Source organism: Anoxybacillus sp. P3H1B, from assembly GCF_001560855.1.
Classification (GTDB): Bacteria; Bacillota; Bacilli; order Bacillales; family Anoxybacillaceae; genus Anoxybacteroides; species Anoxybacteroides rupiense.
Genome location: NZ_LPUG01000011.1, coordinates 126,876 through 146,691, shown reverse-complemented (window position 1 = coordinate 146,691; position 19,816 = coordinate 126,876). Strand labels below are relative to the sequence as shown.

Here is a 19,816-nt window from a genome sequence, read left to right as displayed (position 1 = left end):
ACAGCTATTTCCATTCACGATATAATCGCTTCTTTTCTTGATTATACTGTTCCGTATAATGATTAAATTGGTCATTGGCTGAGAGCAGTTCTTTATATGCACGATTAATTTGGTCCGTTTGGTGTTGCAGCTTTTCTAACGTTACATGCTCATCTTCAAGAAGACGATAAAATTCCTTTTCTAGCGCTAACGCTTTATGATAGTGATCATATACTGACTTGTACGCATCGTACCGCTTACCGATAATTTCTATCAAGGGACTCGCCTGTTTTTTCATTGTTTCATCTTGTACGTGTGAAAGTCTTTCCTTCACGATGGTTAATTGTTCCTCAGCCTTTTCAATGTTTTTATATTCTTCCTCTATTTGTTTGTTTCTTTTTTCAATAAGCACTTGAGCCTTTCGTGATAATTTGGACACTTCAGAAAATCGTTTCATTCCAAGATCCATGATCTCGTTGTACAGCTTTGTCTGCTCCTGTTCGAGACGGACAAGCTGTTCATGCTCTTCGTTCATTTTGTCCTCGTATTTAGCCATTTTTTCCAGCGCATCCATCACTTCTTTTTCAGGTGCTAACATCTTGCACCCTTGCACGAAAACCATCAGACAAAGAATCAGAAAAAATAGTTTAGCTTGCTTCATCTTTCATTCCCTTCTTTCCTGACCCATTTTATCGTATGTTTATTTACGATACACAAATTTGTTTGATAGACTATTATAGATGAAAAACATTTAATTCTTCTATATAATATGGTATTGTTTTCGACGGTGGGGGGTCGCTTCATACCCCCGTGAATGGGTCTGAAAGCGGCGTGTTCCGCGTCTTTGTCACGCGAATATGTGGCGAAAACAGGTCCGAAGCTTGCCTCCAATCGTCGATTGTTCACAGATCATTTTTTGATCTTTCAGTTGCACAGATATTATTTCACTAGTGTTGATGGTCCATTATTTTACTTTAAAACAGATGATATGGCTCACCATCCGCTTTTCTACTGAAGCAGAAAAGCGAGGAATTCAGTACTGTTCATTTGTTTTTATTCAATCATCAACACGCTTGATATGATTTCATTATACAAGGAGTGATAAGCGATGATTACCATGAAAGATATTGTTCGCGAAGGCCATCCGGCTTTACGGGCCGTTGCTGAACCAGTTGCTTTGCCTGCTTCTAAGGAAGAGCAGGACCTTTTGCGAAGCATGCTGGAATACTTAAAAATGAGCCAAGATCCAGAGACGGCGGCAAAATATGGACTGCGTCCCGGCGTTGGATTAGCAGCCCCACAAATTAACGTCTTAAAACGAATGATTGCTGTTCATGCCCATGATGAAAAAGGAACGCTATATAGCTATGGTCTGTTTAATCCAAAAATCATAAGCCATTCCGTTCAGCTCTGCTATTTAACAAGCGGAGAAGGATGCTTGTCTGTTGACCGCAACGTTCCCGGATATGTACCGCGTTATGCCCGAATTACGGTTACCGGTACAACCCTTGAAGGCGAAAATATCACTTTGCGCTTAAAAGGATATCCGGCCATTGTCTTCCAGCACGAAATTGACCACTTAAACGGTATCATGTTTTATGATCACATCGATCAAGAAAACCCTTTCAAAGCACCAGAAAATGCGATTCCGATTGAACGATAAAGCGTAAAAAGAAGGGCGGACCGCCCTTCTTTTTACTTAATCAGCTCGAGCTGCTTCAGTCCGTATAAAATCCCTTCTTCATCCACTCGCTTTGTTACAAAATTAGCCACTTCTTTCACTTTCTCATTGGCATTTCCCATAGCCACACCTGTACCGACAAACTGAAGCATTTCGATATCATTTAGCCCATCGCCAAATGCATAAACATCCTCTTTGTCAATGCCGACTCGTTCGATCAGCCTGCGAATTCCTTCCGCTTTCGAACCACCAAACGGCAATACATCTGTAGATACGTTATGCCAACGCACAAAATGAAACTCAGGATACGATGTGATATAGACATGCTCTTCCTCTGGTTTGCAAAACAAAAGCGCTTGATAAATATCGCGCTGCTCATAGTAAAGCGGATCAAATGGAGGATGAGAAAATTTTAGGCTTTCCATACTTACATGAATATATGGATGTTCTTCAACGCTCGCCCTCATCCTTTCGGCATCCATAAACACAAGCGGATGCCCATTCTCATGAGCACGCTCTTTCAATTCATGCAACTTAGAACGATGCAAAGGATTTTTATAAATGACCTCGTCTTCAAAAACGACATATTGACCATTAAAGCTGACAAAGGAATCGATTCCTAATTTCTTCCGCAAATTTTCAAACATAAAAGGAGCTCTTCCTGTCGCAATCGCTACATACACTCCCGATGTTTTAAGCTTCTGAATAGCTTGCACAGTAGAAGCCGGCAATTCTTTGTTTTCATCAAGCAGTGTGCCATCAATATCAAAAAATACAATTTTCTTCATCGTTTTCTCACCTTTATAAAAAATCATTGCATTTCTTCATCATTACGTTAATGAAAAAAAGCAGGAATGTCAAACAAAAAATCTTCCAGCTTTCACCATGAAAAACCCTTCTTAATCTTCATATACTAAATAAAAAAAGTGGACATTTACTTTCGACAAGAAATGAGTACAATAAAAAGTAGGGAGTGATGAGAGATGTTGAAGAAGCTCAAGAAAAAATTGCTCCAACAATGGAAAGATTTGCTCCGTAAAAAATCAATCGCTTAACCGGACAGCCCTTCTTAAGAACAAAGAAGGGCTTCTTTTAAAATGAAAGACATGAATGAAAGCTCGGAGTTTCGTCAAAGATGATAGAAGTAAAAGGCAGCGCTGCTTGGAACATGTGCCGTGTCCAAAATAAAAAGCATGAAAATCAACTATATTTTATATATAATAAAAAAGTTAGGGAAATTATCGGTTAGTAAGGAGAGGTTTTACAATGATTTTTAAAGTGTTTTATCAAGAAAATCTTGACGAAGTGCCTGTAAGAGAAAAAACAAACACGCTGTATATCGAAGCGGAATCAGAACGGGAAGTACGCCAAAAACTTAAAAATCGCGCAATCAACATTGAATATATTCAGCCTCTTGAGGGCGCTCATTTAGAATATGAAAAACAAAGCCCAAATTTTAATGTACTGGAGATTTAGATGATGAAGTTTTTAAAAGAAAACCAAGTTGGTGTATTTGCGCTCGGCGGATTAGGCGAGATCGGAAAAAATACATATGGCGTACAATTCCAAGACGAAATTATTATCATTGACGCGGGAATTAAATTCCCGGAAGATGAACTGCTCGGTATTGATTATGTTATTCCTGATTACAGTTATTTAGTCAAAAATGCAGAAAAGATTAAAGGATTATTTATCACTCATGGTCATGAAGACCATATTGGCGGTATCCCCTATTTGCTTCGTCAAGTGAACGTTCCAATATACGGTGGAAAGCTTGCTTTAGGACTCATTCGCAATAAACTAGAAGAGCACGGATTATTAAGCCAAACAAAGCTCATTGAAATTAAAGAGGATGATGTGATCCGTTTCCAAAAGACAGCCGTTACGTTTTTCCGGACCACTCACAGCATTCCGGATAGCTATGGGATTGTCGTAAAAACTCCAGCGGGGCAAATCGTGCATACAGGTGATTTCAAGTTCGATTTCACTCCAGTAGGTGAACCAGCCAATTTAACAAAAATGGCTGAAATCGGAAAAGAAGGTGTTCTATGCTTGCTATCCGACAGCACCAATAGCGAAATTCCACATTTTACAATGTCAGAACGCCGCGTCGGTGAAAGCATCCATGATATTTTCCGCAAAGTTCAAGGCCGGATTATTTTTGCCACATTCGCTTCTAACATCCATCGTTTGCAGCAAGTAACTGAAGCTGCAGTACTTAATAATCGAAAAATCGCTGTATTCGGCCGCAGCATGGAGGCAGCCATTGAGATTGGACAAGGACTTGGCTACATCAAATGTCCAAAGGATACATTTATTGATGCCGGACAAATCAATCGCCTCCCAGCCCATCGCGTCACGATTTTATGTACAGGAAGCCAAGGAGAACCAATGGCAGCATTATCTCGCATCGCCAACGGCACGCATCGGCAAATTCAAATTATTCCTGGGGATACAGTTGTCTTTTCATCCTCCCCAATCCCTGGAAACACGGTCAGCGTGAACCGTACGATTAACATGCTGTATCGAGCCGGTGCCGAAGTGATTCATGGACCGTTAAATGATATCCATACATCCGGTCACGGTGGGCAGGAAGAGCAAAAGTTAATGATTCGTTTAATGAAGCCAAAATATTTTATGCCGATTCACGGAGAATACCGAATGCAAAAAATGCATGCGAAGCTTGCTGTTGACTGCGGGGTTCCTGAAGAGAACTGCTTTATTATGGACAACGGCGAAGTGCTTGGTCTAAGTGCAGAGGAAGCAGGAATCGTCGGTAAAGTTCCGTCCGGATCTGTTTATATTGATGGCAGCGGCATTGGAGACATCGGCAATATCGTGCTTCGCGACCGTCGTATTCTTTCTGAGGAAGGCCTTGTGATTGTCGTTGTCAGCATCAATATGAAAGAATTCAAAATCGCGGCTGGTCCCGATATCATTTCACGCGGTTTTGTTTATATGCGGGAATCTGGCGATTTAATTAGCGATGCTCAAGCATTAATTACAAAACATCTTGAAAAAGTGCTTGAACGGAAAACCAATCAATGGTCAGAAATCAAAAATGAAATCACAGATACTCTTGCGCCGTTTTTGTATGAAAAAACAAAGCGCAAGCCGATGATTTTGCCAATTATTATGGAGATCTAATCAGAAACAGCAAAAAGCAGGGAGAGTCTCCCTGCTTTTTGCTTTCCATATTCCCGGTTTGAAACAACCACTCGGCGAAAAGACAACCTTCTGCTTTTGGATGGATTATACGTTTCAGCCTCTCTTAACATCTAAAAAAGCGCCATAAGCAAGACATGAAGGGCGGCTGAAAAACGAGGAAAATCATTGTCTTATGCCACGTATTGATACAAAACAGCAGCGGTTCGTTTCCTCCTATGCTTTTAGCCGCTCACCACTTTTGCTTCAAAGCGGTCAATATCTTCGTCGGCGCCGATGACAACCAATATGTCCCCTTTTCGAATCATTTCAGAGGCCAACGGAGAAACAATAACTTCATTGCCTCGCTTAATCGCAACAATATTGATCCCATAACGCGCCCGAATATCCAACTCCAGTAATGAATGGCCCTCAAGGCGATGGCTTGCTGCAATTTCAACAATGCTATGAACATCAGAAAGCTCTAAATAATCAAGAACATTATTCGAAATAATGCTGTGTGCAATTCTTTCTCCCATATCGCGCTCTGGATGAACAATTTGGTCGGCTCCGATTTTTTTCAATACTTTTTCATGATAGTCGTTGGTAGCTTTTACGGTAATATTTTGCACCCCAAGCTCTTTTAAAATTAACGTCGTTAAAATGCTTGCCTGGATATTGTCGCCGATCGCAACAATCACATGGTCAAAATTGCGAATGCCTAAGCTTTTCAGCACGGCCTCATCAGTTGAATCTCCTACCACAGCATGTGAAGCAATGGAGGCATATTCATTGACGCGATCCTCATCAATATCAATCGCAAGCACTTCCATCCCTTGTTCACTTAATGTACGGCAAATACTGCCGCCAAATCGACCTAATCCAATTACAGCAAACTGCTTTTTTTTCACATGTATTCCTCCAATTTCACATCGCAACATGATCTTCTCTTGTTAATGTAATACGTTATGACAAAAAATGCAAATCAAAAAGGAACGAGCGGTATCGTTCCTTTTGGAGCTTTATTCTGCTTTTTGCTTTTCCTCCAGCACTCGATTGACGCGTTTTTCCAGCATCTTCATTCCGCTTCCACCCGCTTGAAAATGGCGCAGTTTTCCTTCTGCATCGAATACATAGTAAGCAGGAACGTATTGGTTTTCAAATGCATCCGTAATATGGTGTTCATTGTCTACTAAAATCGGCTGTGTCATGCCATGTTCTTCTGCCGTTCTTCTGACTAGATCAATATCTAAATCTCTTTCCGAGCGTGGCATATGTACAGCCACCACATTTAATACATCCTTATAGCGATTGCGAAATTCATTGACTTGCGGCATCGCTTCCTTGCAAACATGGCAGCTTACGGACCAGAAATGAATAAGCGTCGGTTTTTTTCCGATCAAATCCTCGTTTGTAACAGTGCCATTTACATAAGCTGTTGCTCCGTTCAATGTAGGCATTGTCTCACGTAATTTCATCATATCCCTCCTCGTAAACGAAGGTCTAACATGATGTTGTTAGACCTTCTTCGATTATACCTCCAGCGTTTTTTGCCTCGGGTTTGCCGGGCAAAGCTGGCCTGTTTGCAGCGCTTGCAGAACGCGCAATACTTCATCCACATTACGACCGATATCGTTATGATGTGCGACTGCGTATTTTAGCTCTCCCTCTGGATCAATAACGAATAAACCGCAAAGCGCGACTCCTTCCTCCTCAATAAGTACGCCATAGTCACGGGATACTTGATGATTTGTATCCGCTGCTAATGAATACTTAATCTTTCCAAGGCCATTTTCTGTGCGCGACATATTTATCCATGCTTTATGAGAATATACAGAGTCTGTAGAAGCACCAATGACAACCGCATCTAAATCTTCAAATTCTTCATAGCGTTCAGAAATAGCGGTGATTTCTGTTGAACACACGAACGTGAAATCTAATGGATAGAAGAAAAGAACCGTCCATTTATTATTTTTGATATTTTCTTCTAAGCTGACCATGCCAAAATCTCCGTTAGGTAAAACAGCTTTCATTTCAAAACGAGGAGCCTGCTTACCTACCATACGCTCTGCCATATGTATCCCTCCATCATTTTAGATTGAGAAAATATTATATATTTCCTCAATGGTATACCATATATGCGGAAAAATTATACAAAAAGCTATATGGTTATGAAAGATTATATAATAATCGATTCTGAAAAGCTGTTGAGCGACTTCTTAACATCCCTATTCATTCACAACAGACCAAACACTCACGATTCCATGAAAATGTTATGAGCCAAAACACAGATAGCGCGCTGATCAAACTGATCGCCATTATTCTAGTGATTATAATTCGCTCACTATTTTTTCTATATCCATATCATCGTTTTCTAATCGATTGACATGCTTGCATCGTGGACTTTATACATAGATCCCATTAGAAGATTAGGCTTATAGCCCATTCCAAAGCCCCGCTTTTCGTCGTTTGGAGAACAAGTCAACGATTTGTCCCGACCACGCCAAAACATGGCCAAGCGCCAGAATCAATGATCACTAGGTCACTCGGAAACAAATGCTGACACATCAAGTGGTATCTATATGTCACTTGCATGCAAACGATTGAGAGCAAAAAAAGACTAGGAAGGCGCCTAGTCTTTTTTCAAAAGCTGTTGATTTACGAGACGCTTGATTAGCGTAACTTCTCCTCGACTTTTTGGCAAACCTCGTCTGCGGTCAAACCGCTCGCTTCAATAACAGAAGCTGAGGATACAGCATTTTGGATGCCCATCACATTTGAATCCTGGCCAGTCACAACGCAGCAATCGCATCCTTTTGCATCACTTTCCTGTTGAAGTGCAATCACTTCATGACCTCTTTCTTTTAATGCTTGTTGAACATTTGTTAACGATGGTTCTACCCCAATCTTTGCCATCATTCATCCACCTCCTCATTCACATAATGTGCCTTATCGGAGAGGAAAATATGCCATTCTAATTATTTCCTTTCCATCCAATATAAGATGCCAGCAAGGAAATGGCTTGATCAATCGCAAGTTCGTTCGGATTTAACCTTGCATGATGCAACCCGTATTCTGATTCTACACCAAGCCAAAACATAAACCCTGGAATTTCGGCAAGCATATAGCCAAAGTCTTCTCCTGTCATGGCCTCTCGACATTCTATCATGTGAATATCAGAATGCTGCTGCACAAATGTCATGAACTCTTTCGTCAGTTTTTCGTTATTATATACTTGGTAGTACATGGAGCCATAATCAATCGATGCTTCACATTGATAGGCGATTTCCATTCCTTTAACAAGAGATTCAATTCTCTCTTTCACTTTTTTCATAGATTCTGCTGATAGTGTGCGAATCGTTCCTTCTAAACGCGCATTCTCAGCAATTACGTTTTGCACCGTTCCTCCCGAAATTTTCCCGATGGTGATAACAGCGCTGTCAAGTGGGTCAACGTTGCGCGCTACAATTGATTGAAGTTGTGTAACAAGAGCGCAGGCGGCGACGACCATATCATTTGCTAGATGAGGAAATGCCGCATGTCCACCTTTTCCTTTTAAATCAATGAACAGTTCTGATGTATTGGCAAATAGCAATCCTGCTTTTATAGCAATCGTACCAACAGGATATTCCGGTGCTATATGCAGTGCGATAATCATATCTGGCCGCCACTGCTGCATGGGCTCGCTTTGAAGCATCGGCAACGCACCGCCTGGACCTTCTTCGGCTGGCTGAAAAATAAATAATAAATCATCACGAATGGGATGATGCACAAAATGGGTTAATACACCCAAAGCAATACTCATATGAAAATCATGTCCGCAAGCGTGCATTTTTCCTTCATGTTGAGAACGATAGGGAAGTTCTGTTTCTTCATGAATGGGAAGTCCGTCAATATCCGCGCGGTAGGCAATCGTTTTTGTCGGCTGAAGGCCATTGATTTTTACAAAAATACCTGTTTTCCATGTTTGAATTTCCAACCTTTCCTGCGGCAATGACGCAATATAATTTAATAAATATTGCTGAGTTTTAAACTCTTGAAACCCCAATTCAGGAATTTTATGCAAATCACGGCGAATCGATACAAATGGGCTTACCATGCTTTTCTCCTCCTCGTAAAAAAGCGTGGAGCATCTCCACGCTTCGCTTGGCTGTTTCGCCTTAACGGGTATATTGATAGATAGCCTTTGAAAACGGAACAACACCACTTTTATAGTTGGCGCAATTCTTGCTTAATTTCTGTTTTGGCTTTTGTTTTTTCATCAATTTGTTTAATCACACGAGCTGGTACCCCTGCCACAACAGAATAAGGAGGCACATCATCGATTACCACCGCGCCGGCTGCAACAACTGCGCCTTTTCCAACCGTTACCCCTTCTAAAATAACGGCATTCGCGCCAATCACTACGTCATCCTCTACAATGACCGGCTTCGCTGAAGGCGGTTCAATCACTCCTGCCAATACCGCTCCAGCACCAACATGGCAATTCTTACCTACCGTTGCCCGACCACCAAGCACTGCATTCATATCAATCATCGTTCCTTCGCCAACAACTGCGCCAATGTTAATAACAGCCCCCATCATAATGACCGCATTATCGCCGATCTCAACCTGATCGCGAATAATCGCACCCGGTTCAATGCGAGCTTTAATTCCTTTTAAATCAAGCAATGGAATAGCAGAGTTGCGGCGGTCATTTTCCACAACATAATCTTCAATGCGGTCTTTATTCGCTTCCATCACCGCTTGAATTTCCTGCCATTCACCAAACACGACTCCAGCATTTCCCGTTATAAACGCTTTTGAGCCGGTTCCAAAATCTAATCCTTCAAGATTTCCTTTTATGTATACTTTGACTGGCGTCGCTTTTTTACTATTTTGAATAAACGCAATAATTTCATTTGCATCCATCATTTTCATGTCAGCATCCTCCTTTTATTCTCTTATTCCTTTACTTTAGCAAAACAAAGCCTGCGCTGACAAGCACCAATTCAGTCCATCAGCTCTCGGACCACTTGATAAAACGCTTGTACTTGCGGAAGCTGCCACGCGGTATCTGCACCGATAAGCCACGTACCTCTCTCCATCAATCGCCCCGTTCGATCCTTTAGCGGAATTTTGTTCATAGAATCGTCTAAATCATGAAGCGCTATTTCCGGCAAAATCGCATAACCGATCCCATGATAAGCCAACTGTTTGCACGTCTCAATTTGATCAACAACCATTGTCCGTTCAGGCGGTGTTTCAAATTGTTCATGCCACCATTGTTGAATATGGAGAAAATAGGTGGAATCGCTTTTAAACTGAATAAACGGTCGATCGGTTTTGGGCAGCTGCTCAAGACCGTTAATTTTTTGATCGATTAAATACAGCCGATCAGCAAACAAAAAATGCTTGATGCCGTTCCAATGGGGAACACCGCGCACGATCCCGATATGAAAATCGTTTTGATACATCCATTCCATAATATTGCTTGTCCATCCTGTAACTAACGCAATTTTGACGTTCGGATATCGCTCGGTAAACCGTTTTAAGATGGATGGAAGCCAGTGCTGGGCAGCAATAGAAACGACTGCTAACCTTAACGTCCCGCTCGCCCGTCCATCCATTTGCTCGACTTCCTCTTTTACTTGCTCAGTCGCTTGCACGATTTCTTTGGCCAGCTGGACAATTCTCTCTCCAGCCGGTGTCAAAATCAGCCCGCGAGGTGTTCGAACGAAAATTTTTGTATTCCAGTCATTTTCAAGCGTCTGCAAACGTTGAGAAAGAGCTGATGGGCTTACATATAATCTTGCCGCTGCTTTGCGCATGTTCAGCTCCTCAGCTAAAATCACAAGCCATTCATATTCAGTCATGCACCCATTGCCTCTTTCTGATAAGTTTTGCTTATCATTCTTGTTTATTTTTATGAAATTTCCTTATACCATTAAATTGTATATGATGATAGTAGAAAATACTAAACCAAGGAGAGGACGGTTGCATATGGACTATGCCTTATTTATCGTCATCGGGGCATTAACATCGTTTGTCGGAACTCTGGCCGGCGGTGGTGGCTTAATTGGCATGCCTGTCCTGCTTTTAACAGGCGTACCTGTCCATCAAGCGATCGCCGCCGCTAAATTTTCCAATATGATCAGTTCATTTTCAAGCTTTTTTGTACTTCTTGGCGAAGGAAAAATCGGCTGGAAGCAAACCGCTTTTATCGTTCCGATCAGCTTAGGAGGGGGGATTACAGGCGGATTGCTTGCTTCATCCCTGCCTGAAAAAACCATGACGGCTATCGCCATTGCGTTGTTGACATTTGCTCTCAGCCTGCAGTTTTTTCGAAAAAAGATGACGCAGCAGCGGTCAGCCGTTTTTTCGAAAAAATTATATGCGCCGCTTTATGGAATTAGCGTCTACGACGGAATGTTCGGTCCAGGTCAAGCCACGTTATTAATGTATACTTATTTGTCAACAGGACTTGACTATTTATCGGCGATCGCCTTTACGCGATTCCAAACGTTTATCAGCTGCTTTGGCGCCTTTGCCACGTATTTGTACGCCGGCCATGTGAACTGGCATATCGCCCCTTTTTTAGGGCTAGGGTCCGTCATTGGTGCACAAGTGTCTGTCAGACTTGCCCAAAAGCTAAAACAAGAACACTTGTCACTCATTTTAAATATCGTCACATTCCTGCTGATTATTCAGCTTGTTTTTAAAATGATCGGGTAAAGCACGCTGAAGCCTCATCCATTATAATGATTGAAGCGCCTCAGCTGCTTGTTCAACCGTTTTAATACTTCGCGTCTTGTAAAAATCCCTTCAAAATAGCCTTGCTCGTTTTCAACACAAACGAAAGGATGATTGACAATCAGTCCGATTCCCTTAATCACATTGTCGTTTAAAGATAAACGTGGAATATCTTTATTCATCACTTCCTCAACTTTCATTCGCTCCAATCGTTCAAGCTCAATTCGCTCTAGTCCTAAAATAGCATCCATAATCATCGTTGTACTGATAAGTCCATGCAGCTTATAAGATATATCAAGTACAGGAATTGCGGAGTATCTAGTTTTTGTTAAAACTAACAAAGCGTGATCCAAGTAATTTCCAACTTGAACATGAGCCACTTTTTCTGAAGGAATTAAAAATTGTGCAATCGTTTTGCCGGTAAATTCTTTGCTATCAAAACTGATCATGCCTATTTCCGCCTTTCGCATATACTTCTTCCCTTTTCAGTTTAACATACTCAGCGGTGTTGGATAAAAAAATAACTATCGCTTTTAAAGCGATAGTTCTTCATGAATTCGATGATACAGCTGTACTAATTTTTGATGACGCGCTTCATCTACATATTTGTAGCCCCTTTCGATATCAGAGAGCTCGCAGCTAATAATTTCAAGTGCATACTGCTGAGTAAAAAGCACATCCAGCAGCAACATCTGCTCATCTAAAGATAATCTTTCCAGCCATTCGTTTCTCATGATTCATCCTCCTTGCCAACATCCATTAGTATATATTCACAAATACGATGAAAAAGTCCAAAAAAAAATAAAAAGCCTTCGCTATTCGAAGACCTTTTATCCTTTACTTGTATAAATGTTGCGCAGCATAAACTGACAAGAAGGACATGCATAAATCACATTTTGATTGGATTGTGCCGTTAATACCTCTTCTAAATAAGCTTGGCTTCGGCATACAGGGCAAATAACAACCGGCTTTTTTTTCATGATTTCGCCTCACTTTTTTTCATCTAATAACTCAAAAATTTCGATCGCAATCATATCAATATTGTCAAATTGGTAAGTATTTGGCTTCTTCCCTTTCTCATATACCTCTAGCATAAATGTATCGTTTTTCGCTAGGTAGGTGACACTGCATTTTTTTTCTCCATTCACTTCAAAATTTCGCTGCGGCGCCTCGTTGCCACTCGGCTCTTGGTCACGAAGCTGCATAAGCCGTTGAATAATCCCTAGCAGTTGAGACATAAGCTCTTCCTCCTTTATACGAAAAGGGCACTTTATGTATAGTATAGGCCTGATGCTCTCAAAAAAATAAACATATGCCCATGTTTCCCCCATTGATTATATCAGAAAAAACGTGTAAAGTATCCTCTTTCGTCAATCTCCCTCGTCAAAAAGGGCAACCCTTCTAATGGATCGCCCCGCTTGTTTATCCTCTGTTTAAAGCAAGATAAATAATCATGCCTAAAGCCAACAAGCCAGCAAGCACATATGCCAGCAGGACAGGATTGCGAATATACGGATGCTCTTGTATTTTTTCATTCACCGGCGCATCGTATTGTTCCTGCAATTTTTGGCGCCGTCCAAGTGAATACGTATAGAGAAATCCAATAATCGCGATAAGTAATACGATTATTGATAATATAAATGAAGTTTGCGCCATCGTATTTTCACCTCGTGCTTACTTTCCCCCATTTCCCCTATATTTTATTCAATACTAATAATGAGCATCGTGCTCAAATAAATAGCTATAAGATAAATCAATGAACAAGTAGTGGCACTCATCAATCGGATAGGAGTACGTACGAATTGTCTCTCCTGTTTCGATATCTCCGTACAAGTCTGATAAAATGCCCCTTTTACGCGAACGCATACGCACAATATTTTCTAAAAAATATGGACGCCAACTCCAATTCTTCATATAGTACTCCGGCTGCAGTTCCCAAACATGACTCTTTTTGAAAATATTTGCTGATTTTTGAAATCCATCCTCGTCACACACATAGATGCGAAAGCATACATCGCTCAGCTCAGCAGCTAGAGACGAAATGAGTTCGTTAAAACTTGCTGTTTTTTTATACTTGGAAAGCAGCGCTGTGACTCTCTGTTGAAACTGTTCGGAAATATTGTATAGTATTTGCAGTTTTTTCTTTTCCAGCTGAATAAATCCGTGGCACTCTTGACGCAAACGGTCTTTTAGAAAATCAGCCGGTAGCAACGCAGACTGCGGTTCAGCCAAATAATACCCTTGATAATAACGGCCGCCATTTTGCCAAGCATATTGCAGCTGAAAAGAGGTTTCAATATCCTCATACAAAAGAGTAGCCCCCATTTTGCGAGCAAGCAAAGAAATCGAATAAAGCACATCCTGATAGGAGTAGCTGCTCGAGATTTTTCGCAGTTCATGCAAATCCATTTTTAATATATCTGGCGCCAACAGGCTAATGCGCTCAAGATTGCTGCTGTGTTCCCCAATATGATCGAGAGCCACGCGAATCCCGTATGTACGAATATAGGTTAATAAATGACTAAGCTGATTAAAGTCTCCTTTAAAAAACGGCTCGTTAATTTCCAGCACAATACGATCTAAGGACAAGCCCTTCTCTTTATATTGAAACAATAAAGATAAAAATGACTCTGCCCGATCCATCATCAATAAATTAGCATCTTGATTAAGAAAAATAAGCAGCGAATGGTCATCATTCAATAAAAAATGGTCAAGCGCCTTTCTTGTTACGACTTCATCGACTTCTAAGCGAAATTCCTCCGGAATGGCTTCGTCATGAAAAAAAGGGCCTAAGCTTACAATTCCATCCTCAGAGCGATATCTGCCTAGTACTTCATAGCCGATGACGCGATGCTCATCAGCGCTAAAGATCGCTTGGTAATACGGGATGACGCGTTGCAAATTAGTTACAATATCTAACGCATCCATGCTGCTCACCTCTTTTTGCACTCGTCATTTTGCATATTATACCACACGATTCCCCTACCTCATAAAGAAAAAAATCGTTGCCATACTATAAGTCCGAACATGCTTTAAGGCATGCGCTCGTCGAACAGTGAACGCTTTTACGGGCCAATCCCTTTGCTCGCTGGCGTTCCTGTTTAAGGGAAGAGGCAGAAAAGTTTGTTTGTAACTATATAAATACAACTTGATGTCTCAACATGTGCCTCCCATGCCAAAAAGGAATGAGCCGATTTCGACGGCACGGTTTAGCTTGATCGAAGGAGGTCGATGACTTACCTTCCAACCATAAGTTTTCACACATATCGTTCATTCATATTACACAGCATAAAGACAACAAACGAATGGATGTGTTCAATACCAATATATAGGCTCTCATGATAAGGTCTGTCATTCGTTTCAGCTTCATATCTGTTTCAGATCATATACTGCTTCAAAGTGAATTTCGATTGGATTAGGTGATGAACATGAACTATCTTTATATGGGAATAGCGTTTTTTATGCTGCTTGGCTGCTCAAATGAAGAGAAAAAAGCAGCACCTCCGTCCCATTTGGCAAAAGAGGCAGAAAACCCTCATTTCCGTTATGAGCCGAAAGCGGTACAAAATCCCGAAAAAGTGATTCTGCATGTACCATTAATTAAGCAAGTTCCTGAGTTGAAATATGGATGTGAAGTAACAAGCTTAGCCATGGTGCTGCAATATGCAGGAGTCCAAGTAAATAAACTGACCTTAGCCAAACAAATAAAAAAGGATTTAGATCCAAAAATAAGAGATCGACATGGAAACATCATTTCATGGGGAAATCCGGCAGACGGATTTGTTGGAGATATGACTGGAAAATCGAGCGGTTATGCCGTGTTTGATGAACCGATTGTAGAGCTGATGGAAAAATATCTTCCAGAACGTTCCATTAATTTAACTGGACAACCTTTCACTGAGCTGCTTAGGTACGTTTCCAATGGCCATCCCGTTGTTGTTTGGACAACAGGAGATTATCGCCTTCCAGATCGTTGGGAAAGCTGGAAACACGGTGGGCAAACGATTCGTACACCGCTCGATTTGCATGCGGTTGTTCTTGTCGGTTTTGATTCAGATTTTGTTTATATCAACGATCCTCTCTGGGGAAAAAAAGCACATCAAGTAAACAAGCAGCAGTTTATTCGTTCATGGATAGCCTTAAAAAAAAGAGCGGTTTCCTATAATTGAAACCGCCTTCTTTTATCAATTAAAACGGATATTGGTTTAGCCATTGCCCCCCATCTATTGTAATGCATTCCCCATTGATGTAAGCGGCTTCATCTGAAAGCAAAAAAGCAGCAAGTCCAGCAATTTCTTCAGGTGTTCCAAGCCGGCCAAGCGGCACACTTGCCAATGTTCGCTTCGCTGCTTCCTCGGATTCCCAAAGCTTTTCCGCTCCTCCTGTTCGTTCAATCGGACCAGGAGCGATCGCATTCACACGAATCCCATATTTTCTGCCCCATTCTACAGCAAGTGTGCGCGTCATCGCTAACACGCCAGCTTTCGCGCACGCCGAATGGATAACGCCAGCACCGGCATTCCACGCATATGTAGCAACCATGTTAATAATGGTGCCTTTTGCTTTTTTATTAATCCAATAATTCCCTATTTCTCGACTGCAATAAAATGTTCCGTTCAGCACAATGTTGATCACGCTATTCCATCCATTAATTGATAGCTTTTCAGCTGGACAAATAAAATTTCCTGCTGCATTATTAATTAATGCGTCAATTTGCCCAAATTCCGCATCCGTGCGCTGAACCATTTCGGCGACGAGTTCAGGTTCACGCACATCCATTTGAATCGGCAGCACCATTCCTTCCGCTGTCTCAATTTCCTTTTTCACCTCTTCTAACGCCTCTAATCTCCTTCCTGTGATCACAACACGAGCTCCCTCTGCCACAAACCGCTTGGCCATATATTTTCCCATTCCGCTGGATGCACCTGTTACAATAATCACTTTTCCCTGCACATTTTCTCCCCCTTAAATTACTGACTGATTATTCATTCATTTTTATTTTACTATAAATATACATAATTTTCTAACATTTTTATCGGTCTATATCCATACTTCTTGAAAATAAAACAAACGGAAAGACAAATCGGCTGTTTCCACGACGAAAAACCGATATTTTTACCTGCAAGAGGCAATCAATGAAAAGCTGAGCTTGATCTATTACTTTTCTGTTTTTGATTCTCCATTTATAATAATGGGGAAAGGACGTAGATAATTCATGAAAACCACGCCACAAATGAACAGAAGAACATTTCTCAAAAAAAGTATTGGCTCCCTGCTCGGAGGCATGTTTATCGCTTCCTTCGGGTATTACTACGCTCGTTTTATCGAGCCAAGCCGGCTGACCATCAGTAAACATTCAATTACTCATCCATTAATCCCCAAGAGCTTCGATGGTATGACGATTGTACAATTTAGCGACACACATCTCGGAGATTATTATTCACTCGAGCGGCTGAACCAGCTTGTTAGCCAAATCAACGATATCAAGCCAGATCTGGTTGTTTTTACTGGGGATTTGATCGATGCTCCTCATCAATATCCTCATGCTCATCAAATTATTCCTATCCTTTCCAGAATTCGTGCTCCGTTTGGGAAGTTCTCCATTTACGGAAATCACGATCATGGAGGTTATGGAACGAATCTATACCGAAATATCATGAATCAGGCCGGATTTCATATGCTTGTGAACGAACATGCGATCATCCAGCTCGTCGATAAAAGCAAAATCGCGATTGCGGGCATGGACGATTTAATGCTTGGCCGCCCGCATTTTGAACAAACCTTTCAACAAATTCCTCCATCTACCTATACCATTTTATTATTGCATGAACCAGATGGAGCCATTCAAGCGGCGCATTACCCTGTCCATCTGCAGTTATCAGGGCATAGTCACGGCGGCCAGATCCAGCTTCCTTTCATCGGTCCTCTGATCACACCTCCACTGGCCATTCAGTATTATGAAGGATTTTATGAGGTGGGGAAAATGAGGCTTTATGTCAATCGAGGCCTAGGCACAACTCGAATGCCATTGCGCTTTTTAACTCCTCCTGAATTAACAATCTTTACATTAAAGCATCAACCATCGTCGGCGTCGGATGGTTGATGCACTGATTTAAGGTTGAGAATTCAAGCAGTATGGACCATCGTTGCCTCATCATCCTCAACTAGTATCACGGGTTTATCCACCTTCCTCTTTCTATTCTTCATCTTCTTTGACGCGATAGGCTAAATTAAATAGCCACAATTGACTGTCAATTTCCCGTTCCCCCTTCGCTTTTTTCACATAATGATACTCACCATACCTATCCTGTTCCCTAGCTTTCACATTATCCGCAAGCAAGATAGACAAAATGTCCACAATTCTTGATTTTAAATGATCGGCTAAAATCGGAAATAAAATTTCCACTCGTTTATCCATGTTACGCGTCATCATATCAGCTGATGATAGAAACACTTTCTCCGCTCCATTATGCTGGAAATAGTAAATTCGGCTATGTTCAAGAAACCGACCAACAATACTGCGGACGCGAACGCGATCACTAACTCCCGGGATGCCCGGGCGAAGGCAGCAAATTCCGCGAACAATTAAATCAATATTCACCCCTGCTTGCGAAGCTTCATACAGTTTCGTAATCAGCTCTTTATCTGTCAGCGCATTCATCTTTGCAATAATACGTCCATTTCCGTGTTGACGATGCAGGCGAATCTCCTCATCAATGAGGTGAATAAATTGGCGGCGAATATCGAATGGAGCAACGGATAGATAGTGAAAATGAGGTTTTTCCATATATCCGCTTAAATAGTTGAAAAAATTCGTAGCATCCTCGCCAAATTCACGGTTGGATGTTATGAGACCTAAATCGGTATACAGTTTAGCTGTCGCATCATTATAATTTCCTGTACCTAAATGAATAAAGCGCTCGATTTTCCCATTTCGCTGCCTGACAATTAGGGTGATCTTACTATGTGTTTTTAAATGCGTAATGCCATAAATGACATGACATCCTGATTTCTCCAGTTCTTTGGCCCATTGCACATTATTCTCTTCATCAAAACGAGCTTTCAACTCAACAAGAACCGTTACTTGCTTGCCATTTTCCGCTGCCCGCTTCAAAGCTTCGATAATGGGAGAATCACCGCTGACGCGATACAATGTTTGCTTGATGGCGAGCACCTGCGGATCATCTGCCGCCTCCGATACAAAATCGATGACGGGTTCAAATGATTCATAAGGATGATGAAGCAAAATATCCTGTTCTGCCGCTTTTTCAAAAATGTCCTCCCCAGAATCCAAATCTCTTGGGGGCTGCGGAATAAGCGCCTCATATACCAAATGCTCTTTATATAAAGATAGTTCTTGATAAAAGCGGTAAAAGAAGGTCAAATCAAGCGGTCCGTCGATTTCATATAGGTCATCATGACCAATTTCTAATTCCTCTAATAAATAATTTAAAATAAATGGATCAAACCCGTCCTTTCTTATTTCCAGACGAACAGCAGCTCCCCATTTTCGTTTTTTTAGCTCTTTTTCAATTTCTTTTAATAAATCGCGCGCACCTTCTTCATGGATCGTCAAATCGGCATTGCGCGTAATGCGAAATGGAGTCACTGAAATCACATCATATCCAGTAAATAACGTTTGAATATGAGCCGTAATGACATCCTCGAGCAACACATATACAAAGCGGTCAGATTCCGATGGGAGACGGATGAAGCGATTTAACACAGAGGGGACCTGAACAATCGTTAATTTTCGTCTTTCCTCCTCTTCTTCAGCATCAAGCACAACTGCTAAATTTAAGCTTTTGTTCAGCAGCATCGGAAACGGACGGTACGCGTCCACGGCCATTGGAGTTAAAACAGGGAAAATCCGTTCAGTAAAATACGCCTGCAAAAACTCCCTCTGCTTTTCCGTCCATTCATCTATAGCTGCCAAGTAAATCTTCTCTGCTTTTAACATGGGCAAAAGCTGTTCATTATAAAACCGATATTGAGCAGCTACTAGCTCATATACTTTTTCGGAAATTTTGTTTAGTTGCTGCTTCGGCGTCAGCCCCGCTTTATTTTCAGGTTTATTAAATCCTGCCTTTACTTGATCTTTTAAGCCGGCTACACGCACCATAAAAAATTCATCTAAATTCGAACTGAAAATCGCTAAAAATTTTAATCGTTCAAGCAATGGATTTCTCTCATCAAATGCTTCTTGCAACACACGTTTATTGAAAGCAAGCCAGCTTAATTCGCGATTATTATAATAATTTGGATTATTTAGCTCCATCG

Annotated in this window: 23 protein-coding genes; 6 read left to right on the top strand and 17 right to left on the bottom strand. The window is 41.3% G+C overall.

The features are described 5' to 3' along the window. Positions 1–4 precede the first annotated feature (4 nt). Complete coding sequence (locus tag AT864_RS04850; RefSeq protein ID WP_197430997.1) at positions 5–577, bottom strand: YkyA family protein; 573 nt, start codon at positions 575–577, stop codon at positions 5–7. A gap of 510 nt (positions 578–1,087) precedes the next feature. On the opposite strand from AT864_RS04850, the gene def reads away from it, so the two are divergent. Further along, positions 1,088–1,642 carry a peptide deformylase gene (gene def, locus AT864_RS04840; protein ID WP_044746651.1) on the top strand — a complete coding sequence of 185 codons (555 nt, stop codon included), beginning with the start codon at positions 1,088–1,090 and terminating at the stop codon, positions 1,640–1,642. Positions 1,643–1,674: 32 nt separating this feature from the next. Here the strand turns inward: def and AT864_RS04835 are convergent, their stop codons facing one another. Continuing rightward, positions 1,675–2,448: a Cof-type HAD-IIB family hydrolase gene (locus AT864_RS04835; protein WP_044746770.1), complete on the bottom strand. Its 774-nt coding sequence runs from the start codon at positions 2,446–2,448 to the stop codon at positions 1,675–1,677. A 478-nt stretch (positions 2,449–2,926) separates the two neighbouring features. Here AT864_RS04835 and AT864_RS18105 point away from each other — a divergent pair, with 478 nt between their 5' ends. Together AT864_RS18105 and rnjA are read left to right on the top strand one after the other, a co-directional pair. Then, positions 2,927–3,136 (top strand): DNA-dependent RNA polymerase subunit epsilon, encoded by a 210-nt coding sequence (locus AT864_RS18105; RefSeq protein WP_044746652.1) that lies wholly within the window; start codon positions 2,927–2,929, stop codon positions 3,134–3,136. 3 nt (positions 3,137–3,139) lie between these two features. Beyond that, positions 3,140–4,807 (top strand): ribonuclease J1, encoded by a 1,668-nt coding sequence (rnjA, locus tag AT864_RS04825; protein WP_044746771.1) that lies wholly within the window; start codon positions 3,140–3,142, stop codon positions 4,805–4,807. Between the two features lie 242 nt (positions 4,808–5,049). Here the strand turns inward: rnjA and AT864_RS04820 are convergent, their stop codons facing one another. From AT864_RS04820 to AT864_RS04790, 7 genes are all read right to left on the bottom strand, one after another. Further along, positions 5,050–5,715, bottom strand: coding sequence for a TrkA family potassium uptake protein (locus AT864_RS04820; RefSeq protein WP_236631808.1), 666 nt, complete (start codon positions 5,713–5,715; stop codon positions 5,050–5,052). Between the two features lie 111 nt (positions 5,716–5,826). After that, complete coding sequence (locus AT864_RS04815; RefSeq protein WP_066147044.1) at positions 5,827–6,282, bottom strand: TlpA disulfide reductase family protein; 456 nt, start codon at positions 6,280–6,282, stop codon at positions 5,827–5,829. Between the two features lie 54 nt (positions 6,283–6,336). Then, positions 6,337–6,879: a peroxiredoxin gene (locus tag AT864_RS04810; protein ID WP_044746654.1), complete on the bottom strand. Its 543-nt coding sequence runs from the start codon at positions 6,877–6,879 to the stop codon at positions 6,337–6,339. A gap of 598 nt (positions 6,880–7,477) precedes the next feature. Further along, positions 7,478–7,720 carry a YkuS family protein gene (locus AT864_RS04805; RefSeq protein WP_044746772.1) on the bottom strand — a complete coding sequence of 81 codons (243 nt, stop codon included), beginning with the start codon at positions 7,718–7,720 and terminating at the stop codon, positions 7,478–7,480. 58 nt (positions 7,721–7,778) lie between these two features. Continuing rightward, positions 7,779–8,903 carry an N-acetyldiaminopimelate deacetylase gene (locus tag AT864_RS04800; RefSeq protein ID WP_066147041.1) on the bottom strand — a complete coding sequence of 375 codons (1,125 nt, stop codon included), beginning with the start codon at positions 8,901–8,903 and terminating at the stop codon, positions 7,779–7,781. Positions 8,904–9,013: 110 nt separating this feature from the next. Continuing rightward, on the bottom strand, positions 9,014–9,724 hold the full coding sequence (dapD, locus tag AT864_RS04795; RefSeq protein WP_044746656.1) for a 2,3,4,5-tetrahydropyridine-2,6-dicarboxylate N-acetyltransferase: 711 nt from the start codon (positions 9,722–9,724) through the stop codon (positions 9,014–9,016). A 71-nt stretch (positions 9,725–9,795) separates the two neighbouring features. After that, positions 9,796–10,659: a LysR family transcriptional regulator gene (locus AT864_RS04790; protein WP_066147037.1), complete on the bottom strand. Its 864-nt coding sequence runs from the start codon at positions 10,657–10,659 to the stop codon at positions 9,796–9,798. A gap of 127 nt (positions 10,660–10,786) precedes the next feature. On the opposite strand from AT864_RS04790, the gene AT864_RS04785 reads away from it, so the two are divergent. After that, entirely contained in the window at positions 10,787–11,518 is a 732-nt protein-coding gene (locus AT864_RS04785) for a sulfite exporter TauE/SafE family protein (protein ID WP_066147035.1), read from the top strand. Between the two features lie 14 nt (positions 11,519–11,532). Here AT864_RS04785 and cbpB read toward each other — a convergent pair whose 3' ends face one another. From cbpB to AT864_RS04760, 6 genes are all read right to left on the bottom strand, one after another. After that, positions 11,533–11,985 carry a cyclic-di-AMP-binding protein CbpB gene (gene cbpB, locus AT864_RS04780; RefSeq protein WP_066147697.1) on the bottom strand — a complete coding sequence of 151 codons (453 nt, stop codon included), beginning with the start codon at positions 11,983–11,985 and terminating at the stop codon, positions 11,533–11,535. 84 nt (positions 11,986–12,069) lie between these two features. Beyond that, positions 12,070–12,270 carry an antirepressor AbbA gene (gene abbA, locus AT864_RS04775; protein ID WP_044746659.1) on the bottom strand — a complete coding sequence of 67 codons (201 nt, stop codon included), beginning with the start codon at positions 12,268–12,270 and terminating at the stop codon, positions 12,070–12,072. Between the two features lie 96 nt (positions 12,271–12,366). After that, positions 12,367–12,516 carry a hypothetical protein gene (locus AT864_RS18100; RefSeq protein WP_183186303.1) on the bottom strand — a complete coding sequence of 50 codons (150 nt, stop codon included), beginning with the start codon at positions 12,514–12,516 and terminating at the stop codon, positions 12,367–12,369. Positions 12,517–12,525: 9 nt separating this feature from the next. Next, positions 12,526–12,774: a YkuJ family protein gene (locus tag AT864_RS04770; protein WP_044746660.1), complete on the bottom strand. Its 249-nt coding sequence runs from the start codon at positions 12,772–12,774 to the stop codon at positions 12,526–12,528. A 184-nt stretch (positions 12,775–12,958) separates the two neighbouring features. Further along, positions 12,959–13,192: a hypothetical protein gene (locus AT864_RS04765; RefSeq protein WP_066147033.1), complete on the bottom strand. Its 234-nt coding sequence runs from the start codon at positions 13,190–13,192 to the stop codon at positions 12,959–12,961. 54 nt (positions 13,193–13,246) lie between these two features. Beyond that, positions 13,247–14,464 (bottom strand): EAL-associated domain-containing protein, encoded by a 1,218-nt coding sequence (locus AT864_RS04760; RefSeq protein WP_066147030.1) that lies wholly within the window; start codon positions 14,462–14,464, stop codon positions 13,247–13,249. Positions 14,465–14,964: 500 nt separating this feature from the next. Here AT864_RS04760 and AT864_RS04755 point away from each other — a divergent pair, with 500 nt between their 5' ends. Further along, entirely contained in the window at positions 14,965–15,705 is a 741-nt protein-coding gene (locus AT864_RS04755; protein WP_066147028.1) for a C39 family peptidase, read from the top strand. A 19-nt stretch (positions 15,706–15,724) separates the two neighbouring features. On the opposite strand, the gene fadH is transcribed toward AT864_RS04755, so the two are convergent. After that, positions 15,725–16,489 carry a 2,4-dienoyl-CoA reductase gene (fadH, locus tag AT864_RS04750; RefSeq protein ID WP_066147026.1) on the bottom strand — a complete coding sequence of 255 codons (765 nt, stop codon included), beginning with the start codon at positions 16,487–16,489 and terminating at the stop codon, positions 15,725–15,727. Between the two features lie 262 nt (positions 16,490–16,751). On the opposite strand from fadH, the gene AT864_RS04745 reads away from it, so the two are divergent. Further along, positions 16,752–17,639, top strand: coding sequence for a metallophosphoesterase (locus tag AT864_RS04745; protein WP_066147025.1), 888 nt, complete (start codon positions 16,752–16,754; stop codon positions 17,637–17,639). Between the two features lie 93 nt (positions 17,640–17,732). On the opposite strand, the gene AT864_RS04740 is transcribed toward AT864_RS04745, so the two are convergent. Further along, positions 17,733–19,814, bottom strand: coding sequence for an RNA degradosome polyphosphate kinase (locus AT864_RS04740; protein WP_066147023.1), 2,082 nt, complete (start codon positions 19,812–19,814; stop codon positions 17,733–17,735). Positions 19,815–19,816 lie beyond the last annotated feature (2 nt).

Excerpts from the sequence above, each read along its gene's own strand:
- AT864_RS18105 (WP_044746652.1), top strand. The coding sequence starts at position 2,927 with ATGATTTTTAAAGTGTTTTATCAAGAAAATCTTGACGAAGTGCCTGTA.
- AT864_RS04790 (WP_066147037.1), bottom strand. The coding sequence starts at position 10,659 with ATGACTGAATATGAATGGCTTGTGATTTTAGCTGAGGAGCTGAACATG.
- AT864_RS04755 (WP_066147028.1), top strand. The coding sequence starts at position 14,965 with ATGAACTATCTTTATATGGGAATAGCGTTTTTTATGCTGCTTGGCTGC.
- AT864_RS04785 (WP_066147035.1), top strand. The coding sequence starts at position 10,787 with ATGGACTATGCCTTATTTATCGTCATCGGGGCATTAACATCGTTTGTC.
- AT864_RS04800 (WP_066147041.1), bottom strand. The coding sequence starts at position 8,903 with ATGGTAAGCCCATTTGTATCGATTCGCCGTGATTTGCATAAAATTCCT.
- AT864_RS04765 (WP_066147033.1), bottom strand. The coding sequence starts at position 13,192 with ATGGCGCAAACTTCATTTATATTATCAATAATCGTATTACTTATCGCG.
- AT864_RS04770 (WP_044746660.1), bottom strand. The coding sequence starts at position 12,774 with ATGTCTCAACTGCTAGGGATTATTCAACGGCTTATGCAGCTTCGTGAC.
- rnjA (WP_044746771.1), top strand. The coding sequence starts at position 3,140 with ATGAAGTTTTTAAAAGAAAACCAAGTTGGTGTATTTGCGCTCGGCGGA.
- AT864_RS04850 (WP_197430997.1), bottom strand. The coding sequence starts at position 577 with ATGTTAGCACCTGAAAAAGAAGTGATGGATGCGCTGGAAAAAATGGCT.
- AT864_RS04760 (WP_066147030.1), bottom strand. The coding sequence starts at position 14,464 with ATGGATGCGTTAGATATTGTAACTAATTTGCAACGCGTCATCCCGTAT.
- cbpB (WP_066147697.1), bottom strand. The coding sequence starts at position 11,985 with ATGATCAGTTTTGATAGCAAAGAATTTACCGGCAAAACGATTGCACAA.
- AT864_RS18100 (WP_183186303.1), bottom strand. The coding sequence starts at position 12,516 with ATGAAAAAAAAGCCGGTTGTTATTTGCCCTGTATGCCGAAGCCAAGCT.
- def (WP_044746651.1), top strand. The coding sequence starts at position 1,088 with ATGATTACCATGAAAGATATTGTTCGCGAAGGCCATCCGGCTTTACGG.
- AT864_RS04810 (WP_044746654.1), bottom strand. The coding sequence starts at position 6,879 with ATGGCAGAGCGTATGGTAGGTAAGCAGGCTCCTCGTTTTGAAATGAAA.
- dapD (WP_044746656.1), bottom strand. The coding sequence starts at position 9,724 with ATGAAAATGATGGATGCAAATGAAATTATTGCGTTTATTCAAAATAGT.
- abbA (WP_044746659.1), bottom strand. The coding sequence starts at position 12,270 with ATGAGAAACGAATGGCTGGAAAGATTATCTTTAGATGAGCAGATGTTG.
- AT864_RS04805 (WP_044746772.1), bottom strand. The coding sequence starts at position 7,720 with ATGGCAAAGATTGGGGTAGAACCATCGTTAACAAATGTTCAACAAGCA.
- AT864_RS04740 (WP_066147023.1), bottom strand. The coding sequence starts at position 19,814 with ATGGAGCTAAATAATCCAAATTATTATAATAATCGCGAATTAAGCTGG.
- AT864_RS04815 (WP_066147044.1), bottom strand. The coding sequence starts at position 6,282 with ATGAAATTACGTGAGACAATGCCTACATTGAACGGAGCAACAGCTTAT.
- AT864_RS04835 (WP_044746770.1), bottom strand. The coding sequence starts at position 2,448 with ATGAAGAAAATTGTATTTTTTGATATTGATGGCACACTGCTTGATGAA.
- AT864_RS04745 (WP_066147025.1), top strand. The coding sequence starts at position 16,752 with ATGAAAACCACGCCACAAATGAACAGAAGAACATTTCTCAAAAAAAGT.